Below are 19177 nucleotides of genomic sequence, written 5' to 3'. Positions count from 1 at the left end.
GCCTCGTTGGGCCGCGCCGGGCTGAAGCGGCGATTCAGCACGTTGCCGGCCACAGGCAGCTTGTGCCGGCTGTCCGTGGTGTGAACGAACTTGCGCCGCCAACGCGCGGTGCTTGGGGTCAAGTCTTGCGATTTGCCTGACCCACTAAATACCCCGACATTCCAACCAGCCGTGCAGGCAGAAACTGCATGTGGGGGGCTGTGACCTACCCCAGTCTGTGACGTGCAGTTAGATTCGTGGGACCCGAAGATCGGAGGCTTCGAAGATGGCTGCGGCATCTCGCTGATTTTGATGGGCGGCGCAAAACGCAAGACTCGACCCCAAGGGCCGCCGGGGCCCCTACAGCGACGCAGGCGCCGGGCAGCAGGCACTCTTCGACGACCGTCGCCCTGAACTCGGCCCTGTGCCGCCTGCGGACGATGTCGCAGGTACCGGTCTGCTGAATCGCGGCACCGCGGCGTGAACCACCTTGCGCTGCTACGTCGAGATGAAATCAACGAACGCTCTCATCACTGGCGGAAGTCGCTGACGACTGGGGTAGTAAACGAAGAACCGGCTTGGGAGTGCGCTCCATGATTCGAGTGCGAGGCTTAGCCGGCCAGTGGAGAGGTCTTCGCGAACCATCTCTTCGTAGACGTACGCGAACCCGGCGCCTCCGCGCGCTGCCTCGATCATGAGCAGATCATCGTCGAGTACCAATGAACCGGTGACCGCCAGACGAAGCGGCTGGCCCTTTGCCTGGAATTCCCACGCGTAGACGGCCCCGCTGGGAAAGCGCCGACAGATGCACGAATGAGCGAGCAGCTCGCGAGGCTCCAGAGGGAGTCCTTTCCTCGCGATGTAGGTTGGAGACGCCACCACCACGAATCGTTGAGGCGGTCCGATGGGCACAGCAACCATGTCGCGCGCCAACTGCTCGCCGAAACGGATGCCGGCGTCGAATCCCTCACCCACGATGTCGATGAGCTTGTCATCGGTCACAACCTCGATTTGTGCTCTCGGATGTGCAACGGCGAACTTTGCAAGGATGGGGCCAAGCAAGACTCTTGCTGCCGGGCGTGGCACGTTCAGTCGCAAGGTTCCCGTGGGGGTCGACTGCAGAGCCGTCAGGTCAGCCAGCGCCTCCGCCACCTCTTGCAGCGCCGGGTCGAGACGGGCGAGTAGACGTTGACCGGCCTCGGTCGGTGTCACGCTTCGGGTAGTGCGGTTGAGGAGACGTAACCCCAACCGCTCTTCTAGACCACGAAGCGAATGGCTGAGCGCCGAGGCCGACACGCCGCGTTCGATAGCAGCCTTTCGAAAGCTGCGATAGCGAGCCACTGCCGCGAATGCAGCCAAGTCGTGAAGATCGAGGTTCATTGATGACTGGCGCTCAGTAGTTCATGAAGCATAGCTCGGCTTATCGAAACCCGTTCGACGGGACACACTCGTTGCCATCTCATGAATGAAAGGGCAGACCATGCATCAACGACCACTTGGCAGCGCCGGCTTTTCGATCTCTCCAATCGGGCTAGGCACTTGGGCGATCGCAGGCCCCGGTTGGGAATTTGGTTGGGGCTCGCAGGATGACGCGGACAGCCTCGCCGCGCTCGAACGCGCGACCGAGCTGGGGGTGAACTGGATTGATACTGCGGCGGTCTACGGGCTGGGACATGCTGAGACCGTCGTCGGCGAGCTGCTGCGCCGAGTGCCGCGGTCGCGTCGGCCACTGGTGTTCACGAAAGGCAGCTTGGTCTGGAATCGCGAAACAGGGCGCATCACTCACTCGTTGGACCCGGTGTCGCTGCTGCGGGAGATCGAGGACAGCCTGTGCCGTCTCAACATTGACACGATCGACCTCTACCAACTCCATTGGCCGTCGTTCCCTCCCGGGGGGCCAGACGAAGGCATTGAAGCGGCACTTGCGACGCTCGAGAGGGCTCGCGAGCAGGGCAAGATCCGCGCGATCGGTGTTTCCAACTTCAATGTTTCCCAGCTTGAGCGCGCCCAGGCGATCACCAGAATCGCCTCGTTGCAGCCCCCATACTCGGCGCTGATGCGTGAGGTCGAAGAGGACATCCTGCCGTTCTGCCAGCAGTCAGGTATCGGCGTCATCGCCTACTCCACGCTGCAGTCCGGGTTGCTTTCGGGCGCAATGACTCGCGAGCGCATCGCGAACCTGCCCGACGACGATTGGCGCAAGACCCGCAGCCCCGACTTCCAAGAGCCTCGGCTAAGCCGCAATCTGGCATTGGTTGAAGTCTTCCGTCGAATCGGCGCGCAGCACGGTCTTGCACCCGCCGCCGTGGCGATTGCCTGGGCACTTCGGCAGTCCGCTGTCACCGGCGCCATCGTCGGTGCGCGGCGCCCCCAGCAAGTAGACAGCCTGATTCGTGCGGCGGAATTTCGCTTGAGTTCAGAGGAACTGGAAGACATCACTCAGGTGCTGCCTGAGGGTACGGGCACGAATGTGCCGGAGTCCGTTTGTTGAAGGCGAAGCAGTCTGTCGAGACAGCGGGACGCAGAGGGACGACCGCCGGCTACGCCAAACCTCCTTGAAGCCCTCGGTGGGCAGCCTGTGGATGGGCGAGAGCACGGCGCGCGTGATGCGCGATGCAGGCACAGGCATGTCGGCCCGGGCCTCATAGCTCACGGGCGCCGCCATGTCCGAGGACCGAGCATTCCTCAAGCGCTCGCTGATTCGCTGCGGTGCCCGCCCAGACCCTTCCGAGCGTGCCCCCGGGGAGATCCTGCACAAAGGCGGTCGATGCCACGCAGCGTCGAATCGCAGCGAGTTGCTCGAAGGGTGCTTGGGGGGACCCACCGAAGACCCCGACATTCCAACCAGCCCTGCAGTCAGAGGCTGCATTCTGGGGAGCTGAGACCTACCTCAGTCTGTGACGCGAAGTTTGATTCGTGGGCCCGCAAGATCACGCAAGATCTGACCCCGAGGGCCGCTCGTCGCGCTGTCCGACTACGAAAGCCCCACCACGCTGAAGCTGCTGCTCGACACGCATGCGCACGGCGTCATCACCAAGCCATTCCGCTCCTCAGGCATCCTGAGCACCCTGGTGCTGGCGCGGTCCTCACAGGGATACCAGGAACGGCTGCAGAGCAAGATCGACATGCTCGATGCCACCATGAAGTCCCGCCGCCAAGTGGAGAAGGCCATCCGCCTTCTCGTGGACCACCAGGGCATGACGGAGGCCAAGTCGTACGAGCACATGCGCTCGCGTGCCACCAGCATGCGCGTCACTGTGGGCGAGGTGGCGGGGATGTTGATCGAGGCCCAGGAGGCCATGGACAAGCTGGGCCTGGGGCGGCCGCGTGGGGCCTGACCCCGAACGCAGCATGAAGAGTGGCAATGCTCTTCTCTCAGGGCACACGTACTGAACGAACCGAGAAAACTTTGCCGCTTGGCGTCTGACTTTGCAGAGTCATCTGCTTTGCATCGAGGGCGATCAGAGCGTAGTCGTCCGGCTTGCCCGCAGGGATTTCGTCTTCGAGGCGAGGCATTCGAAAGCCAAGCTTCTGCGCTTGCCCGAGGTCGTATGGGGAACCGTCAATCTCGAGGTTTTGCAGCGTCGAGCGCATGCCGACATGTTGTACCAGCAGGTGGCTGTCGATGATTTCCCACTTTCCTGATGATGCTACGTTGTACGCTGCGCGCAGCTGCTTGCGGGTGCCCGGCTCGTTTGCAACTGAGGCCTCCACCTCCGTTGTTCCGTTGAACTCAAAGCTGCCGTTGGGCAAGAACCGGGTTCGTCCTTGAACTCGCATGGAACCAGCGGAGCCGGGCTGTACATAGTCAGTCAAGTACGTTCCAGGGAGCTGCCTTCTTGCGGCGATGTCCGCAGGGTTGGACGGCTTCACGTCAGAGGCCGCCGTTACATGCGTCGGACCGTTGAACGTTTGTGAGGTCCCGAAATTGTTAATGTCGCCGGCGACCAGCGAAGACCCGCTACCGAGGGAGTTTCCGCTGATGTTCCCCTGCGCGCGACTGTTTTGCCCCGTGGCAGTGATCGGTTGGCTACCCTGAGCTTGTGCCATCGGCTCCGGAGTGCTCGAGGGCCCGTCCCTCCAGTCGTGGAGCAACGCGAAAAGCCCAGTGAAGACCGCAACTACGGCGCCAGGCCATGTGAACTTGCTTTTCATCTGAATCCTCCTGTGAGAAAGCGGGTTTGACGCCCGAGATCGCATCAGGATAGGCGGCAGCATCGTGTAGGTCTTCCCGCCGCCGTGCGATGACGGAGGAGAAGCGGAATGATATGAGTGGTCGAAGGGAGGGGCACGCCTGAAATGATGAAAGCACTGCTGCGCTCCTGGCCGCGGCGATCCGAAAAGAACATGTTCAATTGCATCGAATCTTGCATCCCTGCTGAACGAGTCCAGTCCCTGGTATGGGACGGTGACGAGTTGGTTGACTGGGTCAGTGGAGGCCAACGCTATCGCATGACAGGGGAGGTGATTTCACGGCATGTGTACTACGCCTACCCATTTGATGCCGCAGTCTCATTGGCAGGCAGTGGCTACGCAGCCATCTACGCGAACCTTGGAACCAAAGGCCTCGTCCTGAGAGGCGGCGAGATCATCCGAGAGATCAATCGCAGCTACTACCAGGCGAATGCGTTTGAGTACCCGATTGCGATGTTTCGCCTGCCTTCGGGCCGCGCGGTTCTGGCGCATTGCCCAGACGAGTACTGCCGGCTGCAGATCGAAGACCTTGCGACCGGAGAGATTCTCGCCAAGTCGAGTGGGCCGAAGGCAGCGGACTTCTTTCATTCAAGGCTCGCAGCATCTCCAAGCGGCCGTTACCTGCTGAGCGCCGGATGGATTTGGCATCCAGTGGATGCCGTGAACGTCTACGACCTTGCGACCGCCCTCGTCGACTCAACTCAACTGGATCAAGGTGGCTTGCGCATCGACGCGTGGGCAGAGGAGAGTAGCGCCGTGTTTCTGCCAGATGGGCGTCTTCTTGTCGCGCTGAACGGCATCGAGGACGAGGAGGGCGAAGCCATCAAGGGCGGAGAACTGCGACTCTTTGATCTGGACACGGTGACGTTGCTCGCGGCGGTCCCCACTGCCCAGCAGATCGGAAGCATGATGCCGGTTGGAAACGATCACGTCCTGGCGCTTCATGAGCATCCTAGCTTGGTCGACTTGCGTACCGGCCTGGTGGTTCAGAGCTGGCCTCATCTCCAGACCGGCACACAAACCAGCAGCATCGTGCGAGGGACATCGCCCGTCCCGCCAATGGCTCGGGACGCGCATGGTCGACGCCTGGCCGTCGCGCAGGAAGCGGGCATCACGGTACTGCACTTTGCCAACTGACATGACGAATGGCCAGCGCAACGCGCGTCAGCACGGCCCATGCTCGGCCGCTCTTTCGCAAGCCCTGGCGGCGGGCACCTTGAGGTCAAGGCTCTGGTCGAACTGGGTGCCGATCTGCGCCCGTCAACACCAGCGTCATACCAGCCCGCCCCAGTCCGAACATGTCGGCCATCGCCATGACACTCATTCCAACGCCATTGCCACGGCTGAGCCTGCTGCCACGTCTGACGTCACCTCCGGCCACAGCGCCAAGCCACCCTCGATGCTCCACGCCTGCGAGGCCCCAAGGCGGCGCAACGCGCGGGCGGCTTTTGCGCTGCGATTGCCGGAGCGACAGAAGAAGACCACCGGCGTCTCCGGTTGCGCCAGCCAGCTTTGAAATAGATTGACGATCGTCGAGGCAGGCGCCGCCTGGCATGGCACCTGCACGTTGAACTCGGGCACCAGGCCGAACCACCTCTGCTCGAAGGCTTCGCGCACGTCGACGAGCAACGGGCGCTTTCCCTCAGCCAGGAGTTTCTCGAATCCGTGCCGATTCAGTTCAACGGACGCCTCCTTGTCGCACTTGTCGACACGAGCACCACAAGCCATCGTCTGGTACGCGGTGGCAGCAATGTCTCGTTCCAGGTCGGCTTTCGCGACGGCGAATTCGCGCGGATCCGTCTGCTGCGTCAGCGCGCGAGCGAGGAGAGGCTGTGCAATTCTTTCGGTGCGAAGTGTGCAGGCAAAGCGGTTGTCGTAGTCGTGGCCAGGCAGCAGCAGCAAGTCCGGACCGACCGCTTGTTCGAGCTTGCGGAGCGAGTTCACAAACGCCAGCGGCGCGCTTTGCGCGAAGTCGCTGCGGCCCAGTGCCCCCGGCATCACCGTGTCGCCCACGAAGGCGAACGACAGGGTCGGGCCTCGATGCAGCAAGTAGGCCGTCGAGTCCTTCGTGTGCCCGGGAATGGCCAGGCGCGTCAGCCGATGTTGGCCCAGGGCAATGGCTTCCGACCCCACTGGCCAACCCAAGGGGTCGCAGTCGTCAGGCTCCCTCTGCAACGGAGACAAGGCGTTGCGCAGCGCGTGTGCTGACGACGCATGGTCGCCGTGGCTGTGCGTGTCCAGAACCGCGGCCAGGATGTAGCCGCGGCACCTGAACCACTGCGCGAGTTGCGCCGTCAGTTCGGGCAGCGGATCGATCACCACGCAGCGCCGACTGGCCGGGTCGGCAACAAGGTAGCAACAAGCCCCATCGACGTAGAAGCGAGTCACCAACTCAGGCGGCGTCAGGTTTTCGCTCGGCTCGGAGGTCAAGCAGTTCGAGCGCAGGGATTCTCCGCAGGTCCAGATGCGGATGCAGGCTTCGTGGATCATCCCGCTGTTGGCGCTGGCGTCAAACGACAGGCGCACCGCCGAGGCGGTTTGCCACTCGGGCAGCCCCATGGCCTCCAGCACGTAGCTTGGCAGTGCCTTCGATGCGCCACAAGCCGAGCCGCCACTGACACGCAGGCCTGCCGAGTCGAAGAGGTCCAGCAGGAGCTTGGAGCTCAGGCCTGGCACCGAGAAGTTCAGCGTGGTCGGCAAGCTGCAGTCCAGCGGCGCATTCAGTTCGAGTTCCGGGAAGGCCTCCCTCAACGCGTCAACAAGCTGGCTGCGAAAGGCCGCGAGCATCGACGAAGGTTGGAAGACGGTGCCCTCCTCGATCGCGGACAGAACAGCGCCCAGCGCAGCGATGCCTGCCATGTTCTCGGTGCCCGCCCGCAGCCCCTCCTCTTGCCCACCCCCTGTGAACACGGGCGTCAGTGGCGCGCCGTCGCGCACATAGAGGAGGCCGACGCCCTTTGGCGCGAACAGCTTGTGCCCCGAGCAAGGGGCATAGTCGATGGGCAGGTCATCCAGGCGTAGCGGCAACTTCCCCAGTGCCTGCACGCTGTCCACCAGCCAGAGCGCCGGGCTTCCTTGCAGCGCTCGGGCGATGCCGTCCAGGTCGCTGATGACCCCGGTTTCGTTGTTCGCAGCCATGGTGCAGACCAGGGCCGCCTGGTTCGCGTGCGCCCGCAGCCAGCGCAGGTCGTGACGGCCATCCGGGCCCACGGGGATGGCCAGGAGTTCAAGGTGAGTGCCGAGCAGATCGTTCCAATGCTGAAGCGCTTCCGGCACCGCCTTGTGTTCTGTGGCCCCGTAGAGCAGCAGGCGCGGACGCTCACCAGCGTCCGCGAAACGATGCCGCAGCGAGGTCAGTGCGGACAGCACCGCCGTGTGAATGCCTTCGGTCGCACCACTGGTAAAGAGGAGCCGCCCTCGTGAGGCGCCCATCACACGCCGGGCCGTCGCCCGCACACTGTCGAGAACGGCCCGTGACCGCAAACCTGCGCTGTGGGTGCTGCTGGGATTGCCGAAATCGTCGGTCATGACGGCCAGGGCTGCCCGCTGCGCCGCGGGCAGAACGCGGGTCGTGGCGTTGGAGTCCAGGTAAATTTCCATGCCTGAATTCTGGGAACCCGGCCGCGGAAAAGGTTTGCGTTGTAGACTCGATCGACCCCGATTATTAGAAGAAACTTCCAACAATCATGGCGAAACTGAAGCTTGACGCCATCGATCGCAAGATCCTGGAGGTTCTTCAGCAAGACGCAGGGCTGCAGATCTCCGAGGTGGCCTCGCGCGTGGGCCTGTCGCAAACGCCTTGCTGGCGCCGGGTTCAGCGGCTGAAGGAAACCGGCGTCATCACCAAGAACGTGATGCTGCTGGACCCTCGCAAGATCAACGTCGGCGTCACGGCTTTCGTGGCCATACGCACGAGCACGCACACGCAGGATTGGTTCGAGCACTTCAAGGCCACTGTCGAAGCCATTCCCGAGGTCGTGGAGTTCTATCGCATGAGCGGCGAGGTCGACTACCTGCTGCGCGTGGTGGTGCCCGACATCGCGGCCTACGATGCGGTCTACAAGCGGTTGATCGCTGGCACGCAGCTCTTCGACGTGAGCTCCAGCTTCGCGATGGAAGAAATCAAGTTCACCACCGCGCTTCCGCTCTCCTATATCGACTGAACACAGTCCTGGTCGCACCCATCGGGGTTGTGCTCGTCGAGGCCCCAGGTGACCGCAAGATGGTGGCGCAAGGTCGCGAGAATCTCGTCCGACAGCGCGGGCAATCCACGCGCAGTGGCTCGGGCGAGGATCAACCCGCCCACCATGGTCGACAGCATCGAAATGGCGCGAACCCGGTCCTCGGGTTCGGCCTGCGCGACCTCGGTGCCATCGGGCCGCCGCTGCGCGAAGAGCGCCATGTAGCGCCCGATGCCTTGGGCGAAGGCGTCGGCGATCGCACCGGTTTCGCGTGCCGCGTCTGCCGCCAGCGCCGCCACCGGGCAGCCTTGGCCCACGCTGTCGCGGTGCCGTGGCGACAAGTAGTTTGTCACTCCGGTTCGAAGGAACCTGCCGGCGCCTGCGCTCGCATCGGCAGCGGGGGGCTCCAAATCGGAGAGTTCCCACTCGAACGCGTATTTGGCGGCCTCGGCCGCCAGCGCGTCCTTCGATTCGAAGTGCCGGTACAGCCCGCCGTGGGTGAGCCCGGCCTCGCGTGTGATGTCGGCCACGCCCACGCCGGTGAAACCGCGCTCGCGGTACAGCCGGGCCGCGGCCTGCAGGATGGACAGGCGGTTCTCGGTCACTTGCGCCTTCGAGACTTTCATGAAAATCCTTTCGTGTGCACATGGCACTGCATTTTGATGACGATCATACGCAATACCGTATGATGCTGATCATCATCAATAGGCTGGCCAGGATGGAATCCATGCACATCACTCTCGCTGCGAACCACCGGATCGTCGTCACCGGCATGGGAATGGTCTCGCCGCTGGGTTGCGGCGTCGAGCTGGCCTGGCAGCGGCTGCTGGCCGGCCAGTCAGGCTTGCGCCTGCTGCCGGATTCGATGACGGCCGACATCGCGGCCCGCGTGGGCGGTGTGGTGCCTGATGTGCACGAGGATGTGTCCGGCGGCTTCGACATCGACCGCTTCGTGTCAACCAAGGACCAGCGCAAGATCGACCGCTTCATCGCCTTCGCGCTCGCCGCAGCCCAAGAGGCACTCGGGCAGGCGCAGTGGGCTCCGGTTGACGAAGCGTCCCGGCGGCGTACGGCCACGGTCATCGCGTCGGGCATTGGTGGCTTTCCGGCGATTGCGGGCGCGGTGCGCACGTCCGAGACGCGCGGACCGAAGCGTCTGTCGCCGTTCACGATCCCCTCGTTCCTGGTCAACCTTGCCGCGGGCCACGTGTCGATCAGGCACGGCCTGAAGGGGCCCGTTGGTGCCCCGGTGACGGCTTGTGCCGCGGGCATCCAGGCCATCGGCGACGCGGCACGGCTGATCCGCTGCGGCGAGGCCGACATCGCGGTATGCGGTGGCGCCGAGGCCGCCATCGATCGCGTCAGCCTGGGCGCCTTCGCCGCGGCGAAGGCCTTGTCCACCGGCTTCAATGACACACCAACCCGCGCATCGCGACCTTTCGACCGCACCCGCGACGGTTTCGTGATGGGCGAAGGCGCTGGCATGCTGGTGATCGAATCGCTCGAGCACGCGCTTGCGCGCGGGGCCATGCCCCTGGCCGAACTCATCGGCTATGGCACCAGCGCCGATGCGTTTCACATCACCTCCGGCCCCGAAGATGGCAGCGGCGCGCGACGCGCAATGCAGACGGCGCTGACGCAGGCCGGCCTGGCCACGGCCGACCTGCAGCATCTCAACGCTCACGCCACCTCGACGCTGGTCGGCGACCTGGGCGAATTGGCCGCTGTGCGCGACCTGTTCGGCGTCGACGCCTCACTCGCCATCACCTCCACCAAGTCGGCGACGGGCCACTTGCTGGGCGCCGCCGGTGGCGTAGCGGCGATCTTCGTGGCCCTGGCCTTGCGCGACCAGATCGTCCCGATGACGCTGAACCTCGACCAGCCGGACGAACTCGCCGAGGGCCTGGACATCGTGCATGGCGCGCCGCGCCACATGCCGATCATCCACGCGATGGCCAACGGTTTCGGCTTCGGCGGCGTGAACGCCAGCCTCGTCTTCAAGCGTTGGGTCGCTTGATGCCTGCGCCGCGTTTGCGAAACGGACTGATCAAGGCCCCGTACGCGGCGCTGGTGTTCCAGCTCCTGGGTAAAGCGTAGCTGCTGCACCTCATGATCGACCTGGCGCTCAAAGCGGCGGTCCCCCAACCCTCTTCTATCGCGTGGAGACGGGAACAAGCTCCGCTGTCGCGGCACCGTTCAGATTCAGCAGGTAGCCGACCAAGGCGCCGCTCGATTCTGAGTCGATCGGCAGTCGATCCACCTTCACGGCCCAGACCTTGAACTGATACCGGTGGGTCTTGTCCCCGGCTGGCGGGCATGGACCGCCGTAACCTGGGCCGCCGAAGTCCGTTCGGCCCTGAATTGCTCCCTTGGGGAGATTCAAACCGCTGCGGTTGCCCGCATCGGGCGCCAGGCTGTGAACGTCCTTCGGGATGTTCACGACCGTCCAATGCCACCAGCCGCTCCCAGTGGGCGCGTCGGGATCAAACATGGTGATGGCGAAGCTCTTCGTCGATGCGGGCTCGCCGGACCAGGACAGCTGAGGGGACCGGTTCCCGCCTGAGCACCCGGAGCCAACCAGCACCTGTGAATCCTTGACCTGCACTCCGGTGCTGACATCATCGCTTGTAAGGCGAAATACTTGCGCATGGGCGGCCATCGACAGCAGCGAGGCCGTCGCAGCAACGAGCAATCTGTTCATTTCCATTGTCTCCAGTTTGAGATGAAGTCACGACGCTTCCCGAAGCGCCGCGGACACTTCGGTCACTTCAGGTTCGACTTGAAGAACTCGGCCAGCTTGCCGAACGGGATCAGGTTGGTACGGTCATACAGGTCGACGTGGCCGGCGCCGGGAACGACATACAGTTCCTTGGGTTGTCCGGCGCGTTGAAAGGCGTCCTCGCTGAATTCGCGCGAGTGCGCCTCCGATCCCGTGATGAACAGCATGGGCCGCGGCGAGATGGTCTCCATGTCGTTGAAGGGGTAGAAGTTCACGAACTTCACCTCGCTCGAGATCGGGCGGTTCTGCGTCAGTTCGAGGGTGCGGCCTGCGGGGACCGCCGCGCCGCGCGGCGTGCGGTAGTAGTCCCAGAACTCCTTGCGCGTGTCGTCGGCGTCGGCAGGGAGCTGCAGGGGCAGATAGTCGACCCACTTGGTCGGACCGCCGGTGAACTCCACGTAGCGCTGCTCGGCGGCGCGGGCGATCATTGCCTTGCGTTGTTCGAGTGACTGACCCTTGCGCAGGCCGTTGCGGGTGACCGCACCCATGTCGTACATGCTGACGGTGGCGATCGCCCTGAGGCGGGGATCGATCTTGGCGGCGCTGATGGCGAAGCTGCCGCTGCCACAGATGCCCAGCACACCGATGCGCTTGCGGTCAACGAAGGTGCGCGTGCCGAGATAGTCGACGGCCGCGTTGAACGACTCGGTGTACATCTCCGGCGCGACGGCGTTGCGAGGCTGGCCGTCGCTCTCGCCCCAGAAGGACAGGTCAATGGCCAGGGTCACGAAGCCCTGTTCGGCGAGCTTCTGACCGTAGAGGCTCGAGGTCTGCTCCTTCACGGCGCCCATCGGGTGGCCAACGATGATCGCCGGGCTCTTGGCGCTGGGATCCACGCCTCTGGGGATGTAGAGGTTCCCCACGACGTTCATCTGATACTGATTCTTGAAGATGACCTTTTGTGCGGTCACCTTCTCGCTCTTGTAGAAATTGTCAGCGCCATTCGACATGTCAGCTCCTATTGCGGTTAAAGATGCGATGGAAAGCCCGAGGGCCAGCATGAGTCGTTTCATGAATAATCCTTGCCAGTTATTTGGTTGGCGACGCTGCGCGAAGCGCTGCTTCGTCAGGCCGCCGCCGGCGCCGCCACCACGTCGACGTCGTTGTCAGGATTCTGAAGAGACGTTCGAATTTCCGTTATTGCATTTCGTCGGTTTTGTTGCCTGATTCGATGAATCGGAATCGCTTTCCACGCATGAAAAGGTCGTGCCTCCTACACTGAAGGCCAGACGAAGATCGGCACATGACTACTTCTCGAATCAGCACCAGCGCGACGGCTCCACTGATCACCGCCATGGTCGACGCCATCGCATCCCGTACGTCGGGAACGGGCGACTTCGACACCGCCATCCCGGGGCTGACGTTCTTCCGCCGAGAGGTTCTTGCTGGTCCGACTGTGTGCATGACGGAGCCCAGCGTCGTGCTCGTGGCCCAAGGTGCGAAGCGGCTCTGGCTCGGCGGCACGGCCTACCGTTACGACGCGGATCACTTCCTGCTCACATCGCTGGACCTGCCCGCCAACTCCGAGGTGCTCGAAGCCGACTCGCGCAAACCGTGCTTGGGACTGACGATGAAACTCGACCTGCGGGTCGTGGCTGACCTGATTGCGCAGGGGAGTATTCCTCCGACACGAGATCGAGCCGTCGGTGCGTGCGTGGGCATCGGCGACGCAACGCCCACTCTCCTGCGTCCGTTTGACCGGCTGCTCGGACTACTTGACGAGCCCGACGCCATTCCCGCGCTCGCGCCGCTCATCCAGCGCGAGATTCACTATCGTCTGCTTGTCAGCAGCCAGGCTGCGAAGCTGCGTCGGATTGCCTTGGTAGATGGTCAGGGGCATCGCATTGCCAAGGCGATCGACTGGGTGAAGCTGAACTATGCGGAGCCGCTCCGTGTGGAGGACCTCGCCGCCCGGGTTCAGATGAGTGCCCCAACGTTCCGCCAACACTTCCGGCAACTCACGGCCATGAGCCCCCTGCAGTATCAGAAGTGGCTCAGGCTCAACGAGGCCAAGCGTCTGATGCTGAATGAGCACTTGGACGCTTCCAGTGCGGCATTCAAAGTGGGCTACGAGAGCCCGTCCCAGTTCAGCAGGGAGTACCGCCGACTGTTCGGCAGTCCTCCCAAGAAGGACGTCTCATCGCTGCGTGGCCTGGCCGTAGCACCCACCTCTGGCCAGTAGAGGCGCGGTGAGTGACGGCGGTGGCATCCAGTGCTGAATGACCGACCAGCGTCGGGTCAGCTCAACATAGGGCGATGTGGCCGATCGCACCATTTCCTGAAGTGAGGATCTGGCTCGATTCATGTTCGATCAGATTGCCGGCCGGCAATATGTCCAGCAAGCACCGGGTACCAGTTGGCGCTGATCAAACGGCCCCGTTCGTTCGAGCTGGACCCCTGCGCTATGCGACCGGAAGTGTGCTGCTGCTTTCGAGCACGTTGCGGCCCAATGAGAAAGGGTGGCGACCATGGCACCTCACGCGACGATGCCACCAGGTGAAGTCGGTGCCTCGGTCCTCTCGTGAGGACCGATTGCCCGCGTGCCCTCATTCCACATCGGCATCACCGGCATGAACGACAGCCGGTTGCCCGTTGCCTTGTCCTGCAGATTGATGATGGCCGATGAATACGTGGGGGCTACTCTGAGTCGAGCAGGCCTTAGCAAGGAGGACGGCGATGAATATCGGCTCTGTCGCACGCGCGGTGATCATCGCGCTTGTCTCCGGTGTCGCAGGGTATTCGCTTCGGCAACCCGATCCGGCACCACCGGGCGCCACCACGCATGGCGGTGAGATGGCGCATGCAAGCAGCAGGTCGAACTCGCCTCCCGCAAGCCCGTTGATCGCTGTGGCCAGCGATGGCAACGTGACGCTGCGCGTTGATCAGCAGCCGCTGGCGTGGGTGCTGGAGCAGATCGCCCTTCAGGGCGGCAACGTGAAGGCGACGGAAACTGCGGTTGCCATCCGGCCGCCTTCGTCGGCTGAGCCCTCGTGCCGGGAGCCGACGGGCGCTGATCGCATCGAGTCCGCGAAGCTTCTGCAGGAGATTGAGCGCGGCAGCGAGGAGCAGCGTGTGCAGGGCCTGCTCGAAGCCCGCTCCGCGGGTGTGTTCGTGCCGGACGGCACATTGAAGACTTTGTTCGAGACCGACGCCTCGGAGCGGGTACGCCTGCATGCGTTCGAGGCCTACCTCGAACGGCAGACGGGCGACAACGCTGCCTTGCGCCGCACGTTGGAAGCGGCTGCGCTGATCCCCAGTGCGTTGATTCAACGGGAGGCACGGGTGCGCCTGAATGAGCTGACCGACATGGAGCGCATGGAGGCATTGTTCAAGCAGCGAACCGGTTCTTGACACATCCACGACGCCTGGCGCGCAAAGGGCCTCCCTGTTCGGGTCCCGATCCCGCCGTTTCCCCTCTCGCAGCGGCAGTTCAACGGCGTTGTTCGGGTTGGCGCCGTTGGTGTTCTTCACAAACCCTCGTACCCACCATGAAGGAAGACAAATGAACATCAAGATGAACTGGCTGAAGTCACTCGCTGTTGCGGCAGTTGTCGCGATGGCCTCCGCAAATGCCTCGGCTGTCGTCGTGGCAGCCGTGACGGCCAGCGGCCACGTCTGGTTGGTAGACGCACCGTTGACTATCCCGGGGATGACAACGCCGGCATTCACACACCCAGGGGGGCAAGTGGTCGCGACGTATTCGGCCGAATGCTATGCCGCTGAAGGACCGCCAGCCAGCAACAGCAACCTCGTGGACGTCGACATCGTCGTTCTCGATACAACGCTGACGCAGGTGGCCGCGTTCTCGCCTTCACAGGAACACAGCGCCTTCTGTTCGTCCGGTGGTGCGCCGGGCACGTTTTCCATGACCGGTGTCGCCAACTTGCCCCGGGGCACGTACCGCGTCTTGGTGCGCGGCCGGTTCAGCGAGGAACGTGCGTCCGGTTGGATGGGCGCACGGTCCCTCGTCGTCTTGCGCTGACGCCAAAAGCGGGGTTCACTGGGGCGCCGGGGTCAAGTCTTGGACCTGACCCCGGCGTCCGTTCATGCCGGACCGTGGCAGACGTGCATCCACCGGACTTCGCTCGCAGCCCCCGGCGCCCTGACGAGAATCCCGTTCGCCGAGAACACAGAGGTGTGATCGCGTTCAAGCAGGGACCGGCGGCAACGCCGGCGCGCTCAGTCCGGCAAACGGGTCGGCCCACGCCGGCAGGGACATGAGCCGTCGGTGCCAAGCCTCCACGGCCGGGTAGTCGCGCAGGGGCAATCGCGCCACGTCGTTGAAGGGCAGGAAGGTGGCCATCCGGAAGTCCGCGTAGCTGAGTCCGCTGGCCAGGAGCCAGGGGCGCTGGCTCAACCGTGTTTCCAGCACCGTGGCGCTGGCATGGAAGAGGGACAGGCCCTGGGCCACCACGGCCTGGTCGACCGGCCCCAGGTTGTAGCGCTGCTTCGTGCCGCGCTCGAAATGCACCATGTCGCAGGCCTGCATGAAATGATCGCGCGTCCAACTGATCCAACGGATCATGTCCGGCATGTCGGCGCCGACCCGCCAGAAGTCCGAGCCGTGCCACTGCGAGAGGCGGCAGGCGATGGCATCCGCCTCCCACAAGGTGTCGCCATCCTCTGCGAGGATGGGCAGGCGCAGCGACGGGTTGAGGTGCCGGAACTTGTCAGCCTGACCGGGGGCGAGGGGCGCGGCCCACTCGAACGCCACCTGGGACTGCAGATGCCGGGCCACCGCGACCGCGAGGCGTGGATTGGGGTTGCGAGAGAAGTAGAGCGTGCCGTTCATGTGCAAGCCTGGAACGAGTGCCGTCTGGGACCCGCGAGTATTGGCAACCCCGCGCCCGACGTCAATCAGGAGTCCGCGGCGAGGACCGGCACGCCTTCTGGCGGAAGATGGAGGGATCGAACCTCCGAGCCCCGTGAGGAGCCACGGTTTAGCAAACCGTTGCATTGCCACTCTGCCAATCTTCCAAATGCTTGAAGCCTGAACTGCGATGACTGGTCGGGGCGACACGGATCGAACGTGCGACCACTCGCTCCCAAAGCGAGGGCTCTACCAGGCTGAGCTACACCCCGAAGAAACTCTGAAAATGCGTTGACGTGGGCCGGCTGGTGCGACTCGAACGCACGGCCTGCGGCATCGGAAACCGCTGCTCTGGCTATCGCTTGCCGGGCGATTGTTCCGATGCGGTTGAGCTTCTCGCCAACTGGCGTCCTTCAATCGTCTTTGGGGTGGCCGATGGGACTCGAACCCATAGCCGCCGGGACCACAACCCGGCGCTCCACCATTGAGCTACGGCCACACCAAAGACGACTGGATCGCAGGAGCGCGACGGAGAGATGGTGCCCAAGGTAGATGACTTCTGTCAGGATGCCGCGACAGCAGTGGATTTGTGAACGAACTGGACTACCTTGTTGTCTTTGACCATCTCTTTGATGCGCAGCATGCTCACCTCCATGGGTTGCTGACGGTTGATGAAAAATCCAGAGCTGAATTGCAAAGAGGCCCGGTCCTTGTGGGAACCGGGCCTCTCGTTCGAGAGATTCGAGGGGGTGCTTACGCGCTCCCCTTTCCCGGTTTGGTTTGATCCGCATGGCCCTGCTGATGGACCGTCTCCGAAATCGAAAGACTGGCGGCACTGTTCATGGGGTGCAGATGACGAGCGGCCCGCATGGATCCGATGGACCGCGCAATCACAATCGCACAGACGTGAGCTGGCTGCCCGGCATGGGGCGTCAGTTGCGTCGAGGATGCGGTTGCGAGTTTCACGATCAGGTCCAGGTTTCAGGTGTTCGGTTGGTGTGACCGCATTGAAGCGGTCTGTGTTCAAGCAAAGACTGCAGGTTCTTGCAGTCGACAGAAGAATAGTAAAGTAACTTTACTGTGCGCGTCAACGGGCGCGACAATGAATGTTGCAGGAAAGTGAAGACTATTTACTGACCACACCGGATCCCGCTCAATTGAGCGACCAGGCGCAAGGCAAACCGCCTGCGAATGTCACCACCACACGTTAGCGTCACGACATGACAAACGACAACCGCAACCTGAGGCCACATGAGCCAAGCGCTGCTGCTTTTTCGCAAGCCCTGGCGGCGGGCGATCCTCAAGAAGTCAAGGCCTTGATCGCGCTGGGCGCCGATCTGCACTATCGACTCGATGAGGGGTACGACGCCCTGGTCAATGCCGTGCACGGACGCAACGTCTTTCTCGATGAGAGGTTGATCGATCTGCTGCAAGTGTTGATCGACCATGGAGCCGAGCTCAGCAATGTGACCAGCTACGGCGAATCTGGACTGCGTGTTCTATCGCGGCTAGGGCGCTTTGATGCTGTGCGGCTTCTCCTGAATGCGGGTGCCGATGAGTCCCAACTGGAATGGACACCTCTCATCAAGTCGGTAGCGCTGGGTACGCTGGATGAAGTGCAAGCGCTATTGGCCGCCGGCGCGCCACTCGAGGATCGCGATCGATGGTCGCGCACGGCGTGGCTTGTCGCCTTGCAGGTCGGTGATCTCGGAAAGGCTACGCTGCTTCGGGATAGCGGTGCGGACATGGACGCGGTCGGCCGCTGCGGCACACCGCCATTGTTTTATCCGATCCAATGCCGTCGCACCAATGTTCTGCGTTGGCTATTGGATCTCGCATTCGACGTTGAGCGAACTGACGAGTTTGGCGCTACAGCGTTGATCGAGGCCGTCGAACAGGGTCACGACGAGGGTGTCGAACTCTTGCTTCAGGCTGGCGCTGCCGTTGATCGTGAGCACCATGGCGGGACCGCTCTGGGAGCCGCACGGTCTCGTCGCATGGTGATTCGCTTGCTCGACGCGAACGCGAATCCTCGGTACCTGTCGAGCGAGGGGCGCCGTGCACTGGTCGGTCTTCCTGCCGATGCGGACGAGTCCCTGCTCGATGGCGTGACGGCAGATGAGTTCTTGCGTGTACGCGGCCGCCGGTTCGGCGCGAGCAATCCAGAAAGAATGGATGAGCGGTTCTGGCTGGGAATGATCCGTTCAGGCATCACCGGTTATCAAGCGAACGAGCGGTTCAAAGGCCCTTCGTCATTCCGTGGACAGCCCGTTTGGTGCGCCCAACGCTTTGGCCAGTCGACAACGCTACTGCCTGATGGGCGTGTCGTGCAAATCGCAGGCGAGCATGAAGATCACTACGACCCAGATTTCTGCATCTACAACGACGTGTTCGTTCACGATCCGGACGGCACGATCCATGTTTACGGCTACCCCCCACACGTTTTCCCACCCACGGACTTCCACACCGCGACGTTGATCGGTGACGCGATCTACATCGTCGGATCGCTTGGCTATTCGACTCAGCGAATGCACGGGAGAACGCCCGTCTATCGGCTGGATACCCAAAGTTGGCGCATTCGGCCTGTCCAGGCGAGCGGCACGGATCCGGGTTGGATCAACGGGCATCGGGCCACGCAGTTGTCGATCCACGAGATACGCGTGAGTGAGGGGCGGGTTCTGACGCTGGAGGGCGATGAGGAGAAGCAGTCGGGCAATGTCGGGGCCTTTGTGCTCGACATTGAGCGTGGGGTCTGGCGGAAGCTGCCTGCGTAGCGGATGGCCACGTGGCGCAGGGAACGCAACAACCCCAAGGTCGTGTCGGGCCGCCGCTGACCAGGGTCACTGTCGCCCTGGCGAGAGATAACTCGCGAGGGCCATCACGCCTTCCCACGCAACTGCAGTGGCCGCCTTCAGGTTCGACACCGAATGCGTTGCCCGCAGCCTGCCATCGCCGCACACCTCCGCCACGATCGCCTTCACCTCGTCCTGAACGAGGCTGTCCGTCCGCGCAGGCGGAACGGGAGTCAGCTTGGCCAAGGCCATCCGCGGCGGTGCCGCCGCTTCTCCCGCGTGCCGCTGCTGCGGACGCTCGGTCAGTGCGGTGCGAAGCGCGTCGCTCGCGCCCGGGGCCGGCGGCATCCTCCTCTCCGCACCCGTGCCGTCGGTTGCCACATGGGGCGCCGGCGCAGCGTGGACAGGGCGGCTCAAACGATTGATCGACATGAGCGATCTC

Annotated in this window: 16 protein-coding genes, 3 tRNA genes and 1 pseudogene; 9 read left to right on the top strand and 11 right to left on the bottom strand. The window is 63.2% G+C overall.

Annotation, left to right across the window (positions count from 1 at the left end):
* Positions 1-477 precede the first annotated feature (477 nt).
* On the bottom strand, positions 478-1359 hold the full coding sequence (locus tag ASC87_RS19940; RefSeq protein WP_056666210.1) for a LysR family transcriptional regulator: 882 nt from the start codon (positions 1357-1359) through the stop codon (positions 478-480).
* An 85-nt stretch (positions 1360-1444) separates the two neighbouring features.
* On the opposite strand from ASC87_RS19940, the gene ASC87_RS19935 reads away from it, so the two are divergent.
* Both ASC87_RS19935 and ASC87_RS19930 read left to right on the top strand, forming a co-directional pair.
* On the top strand, positions 1445-2470 hold the full coding sequence (locus ASC87_RS19935; RefSeq protein ID WP_200954434.1) for an aldo/keto reductase: 1026 nt from the start codon (positions 1445-1447) through the stop codon (positions 2468-2470).
* A gap of 466 nt (positions 2471-2936) precedes the next feature.
* Positions 2937-3317 (top strand): annotated as a pseudogene (locus ASC87_RS19930) (ANTAR domain-containing response regulator); the annotation flags it as partial.
* Between the two features lie 37 nt (positions 3318-3354).
* Here the strand turns inward: ASC87_RS19930 and ASC87_RS32020 are convergent.
* Complete coding sequence (locus ASC87_RS32020) at positions 3355-4134, bottom strand: hypothetical protein (protein ID WP_157604153.1); 780 nt, start codon at positions 4132-4134, stop codon at positions 3355-3357.
* A 147-nt stretch (positions 4135-4281) separates the two neighbouring features.
* Between ASC87_RS32020 and ASC87_RS19920 the strand changes: the two genes are divergently transcribed.
* Positions 4282-5310 (top strand): hypothetical protein, encoded by a 1029-nt coding sequence (locus ASC87_RS19920; RefSeq protein ID WP_200954432.1) that lies wholly within the window; start codon positions 4282-4284, stop codon positions 5308-5310.
* 183 nt (positions 5311-5493) lie between these two features.
* Here the strand turns inward: ASC87_RS19920 and ASC87_RS19915 are convergent, their stop codons facing one another.
* Entirely contained in the window at positions 5494-7773 is a 2280-nt protein-coding gene (locus ASC87_RS19915; protein WP_056666197.1) for an aminotransferase class V-fold PLP-dependent enzyme, read from the bottom strand.
* Between the two features lie 86 nt (positions 7774-7859).
* Between ASC87_RS19915 and ASC87_RS19910 the strand changes: the two genes are divergently transcribed.
* Positions 7860-8336, top strand: a complete 477-nt coding sequence (locus ASC87_RS19910; RefSeq protein ID WP_056666194.1) for an Lrp/AsnC family transcriptional regulator — start codon at positions 7860-7862, stop codon at positions 8334-8336.
* On the opposite strand, the gene ASC87_RS19905 is transcribed toward ASC87_RS19910, so the two are convergent.
* Positions 8324-8980, bottom strand: a complete 657-nt coding sequence (locus ASC87_RS19905; protein ID WP_056666191.1) for a TetR/AcrR family transcriptional regulator — start codon at positions 8978-8980, stop codon at positions 8324-8326. The genes ASC87_RS19910 and ASC87_RS19905 overlap by 13 nt on opposite strands.
* A 92-nt stretch (positions 8981-9072) precedes the next feature.
* Here ASC87_RS19905 and fabF point away from each other — a divergent pair, with 92 nt between their 5' ends.
* Positions 9073-10371: a beta-ketoacyl-ACP synthase II gene (fabF, locus tag ASC87_RS19900; RefSeq protein WP_369820778.1), complete on the top strand. Its 1299-nt coding sequence runs from the start codon at positions 9073-9075 to the stop codon at positions 10369-10371.
* Between the two features lie 135 nt (positions 10372-10506).
* Here the strand turns inward: fabF and ASC87_RS19895 are convergent, their stop codons facing one another.
* Positions 10507-11055: a kinase inhibitor gene (locus ASC87_RS19895; protein WP_056666188.1), complete on the bottom strand. Its 549-nt coding sequence runs from the start codon at positions 11053-11055 to the stop codon at positions 10507-10509.
* Between the two features lie 62 nt (positions 11056-11117).
* Positions 11118-12134 carry an alpha/beta hydrolase gene (locus ASC87_RS19890; RefSeq protein ID WP_369820777.1) on the bottom strand — a complete coding sequence of 339 codons (1017 nt, stop codon included), beginning with the start codon at positions 12132-12134 and terminating at the stop codon, positions 11118-11120.
* 242 nt (positions 12135-12376) lie between these two features.
* On the opposite strand from ASC87_RS19890, the gene ASC87_RS19885 reads away from it, so the two are divergent.
* From ASC87_RS19885 to ASC87_RS32015, 3 genes are all read left to right on the top strand, one after another.
* Positions 12377-13315: an AraC family transcriptional regulator gene (locus ASC87_RS19885; RefSeq protein ID WP_082568785.1), complete on the top strand. Its 939-nt coding sequence runs from the start codon at positions 12377-12379 to the stop codon at positions 13313-13315.
* A gap of 494 nt (positions 13316-13809) precedes the next feature.
* The gene (locus ASC87_RS19880) at positions 13810-14484 is read left to right on the top strand and encodes a hypothetical protein (RefSeq protein ID WP_157604152.1); all 675 of its coding nucleotides are present in this window, start codon (positions 13810-13812) and stop codon (positions 14482-14484) included.
* A gap of 151 nt (positions 14485-14635) precedes the next feature.
* Positions 14636-15115 (top strand): hypothetical protein, encoded by a 480-nt coding sequence (locus ASC87_RS32015; RefSeq protein WP_157604151.1) that lies wholly within the window; start codon positions 14636-14638, stop codon positions 15113-15115.
* Positions 15116-15280: 165 nt separating this feature from the next.
* Here the strand turns inward: ASC87_RS32015 and ASC87_RS19870 are convergent, their stop codons facing one another.
* From ASC87_RS19870 to ASC87_RS19855, 4 genes are all read right to left on the bottom strand, one after another.
* A complete protein-coding gene (locus ASC87_RS19870; RefSeq protein ID WP_056666173.1) occupies positions 15281-15925 on the bottom strand; it encodes a glutathione S-transferase family protein in 645 nt (214 codons plus the stop codon).
* Between the two features lie 98 nt (positions 15926-16023).
* Positions 16024-16110 (bottom strand) — tRNA-Ser (locus ASC87_RS19865).
* A 28-nt stretch (positions 16111-16138) separates the two neighbouring features.
* Positions 16139-16215: transfer RNA gene (locus ASC87_RS19860), tRNA-Pro, on the bottom strand.
* Positions 16216-16367: 152 nt separating this feature from the next.
* Positions 16368-16442 (bottom strand) — tRNA-His (locus ASC87_RS19855).
* A gap of 721 nt (positions 16443-17163) precedes the next feature.
* Between ASC87_RS19855 and ASC87_RS30895 the strand changes: the two genes are divergently transcribed.
* On the top strand, positions 17164-18717 hold the full coding sequence (locus ASC87_RS30895; RefSeq protein ID WP_082568784.1) for an ankyrin repeat domain-containing protein: 1554 nt from the start codon (positions 17164-17166) through the stop codon (positions 18715-18717).
* A gap of 66 nt (positions 18718-18783) precedes the next feature.
* Here ASC87_RS30895 and ASC87_RS19840 read toward each other — a convergent pair whose 3' ends face one another.
* Entirely contained in the window at positions 18784-19167 is a 384-nt protein-coding gene (locus tag ASC87_RS19840) for a hypothetical protein (protein WP_056666164.1), read from the bottom strand.
* Positions 19168-19177: the final 10 nt, after the last annotated feature.

This window comes from Rhizobacter sp. Root1221, assembly GCF_001425785.1.
Taxonomy (GTDB): Bacteria; Pseudomonadota; Gammaproteobacteria; order Burkholderiales; family Burkholderiaceae_C; genus Rhizobacter.
The sequence above is the reverse complement of the archived record's forward strand: the minus strand, read 5'-3'. Positions and strand labels throughout refer to the sequence as shown.

Excerpts from the sequence above, each read along its gene's own strand:
- ASC87_RS19940 (WP_056666210.1), bottom strand. The coding sequence starts at position 1,359 with ATGAACCTCGATCTTCACGACTTGGCTGCATTCGCGGCAGTGGCTCGC.
- ASC87_RS19935 (WP_200954434.1), top strand. The coding sequence starts at position 1,445 with ATGAAAGGGCAGACCATGCATCAACGACCACTTGGCAGCGCCGGCTTT.
- ASC87_RS32020 (WP_157604153.1), bottom strand. The coding sequence starts at position 4,134 with ATGAAAAGCAAGTTCACATGGCCTGGCGCCGTAGTTGCGGTCTTCACT.
- ASC87_RS19920 (WP_200954432.1), top strand. The coding sequence starts at position 4,282 with ATGAAAGCACTGCTGCGCTCCTGGCCGCGGCGATCCGAAAAGAACATG.
- ASC87_RS19915 (WP_056666197.1), bottom strand. The coding sequence starts at position 7,773 with ATGGAAATTTACCTGGACTCCAACGCCACGACCCGCGTTCTGCCCGCG.
- ASC87_RS19910 (WP_056666194.1), top strand. The coding sequence starts at position 7,860 with ATGGCGAAACTGAAGCTTGACGCCATCGATCGCAAGATCCTGGAGGTT.
- ASC87_RS19905 (WP_056666191.1), bottom strand. The coding sequence starts at position 8,980 with ATGAAAGTCTCGAAGGCGCAAGTGACCGAGAACCGCCTGTCCATCCTG.
- fabF (WP_369820778.1), top strand. The coding sequence starts at position 9,073 with ATGGAATCCATGCACATCACTCTCGCTGCGAACCACCGGATCGTCGTC.
- ASC87_RS19895 (WP_056666188.1), bottom strand. The coding sequence starts at position 11,055 with ATGAACAGATTGCTCGTTGCTGCGACGGCCTCGCTGCTGTCGATGGCC.
- ASC87_RS19890 (WP_369820777.1), bottom strand. The coding sequence starts at position 12,134 with ATGCTGGCCCTCGGGCTTTCCATCGCATCTTTAACCGCAATAGGAGCT.
- ASC87_RS19885 (WP_082568785.1), top strand. The coding sequence starts at position 12,377 with ATGACTACTTCTCGAATCAGCACCAGCGCGACGGCTCCACTGATCACC.
- ASC87_RS19880 (WP_157604152.1), top strand. The coding sequence starts at position 13,810 with ATGAATATCGGCTCTGTCGCACGCGCGGTGATCATCGCGCTTGTCTCC.
- ASC87_RS32015 (WP_157604151.1), top strand. The coding sequence starts at position 14,636 with ATGAACATCAAGATGAACTGGCTGAAGTCACTCGCTGTTGCGGCAGTT.
- ASC87_RS19870 (WP_056666173.1), bottom strand. The coding sequence starts at position 15,925 with ATGAACGGCACGCTCTACTTCTCTCGCAACCCCAATCCACGCCTCGCG.
- ASC87_RS30895 (WP_082568784.1), top strand. The coding sequence starts at position 17,164 with ATGACAAACGACAACCGCAACCTGAGGCCACATGAGCCAAGCGCTGCT.
- ASC87_RS19840 (WP_056666164.1), bottom strand. The coding sequence starts at position 19,167 with ATGTCGATCAATCGTTTGAGCCGCCCTGTCCACGCTGCGCCGGCGCCC.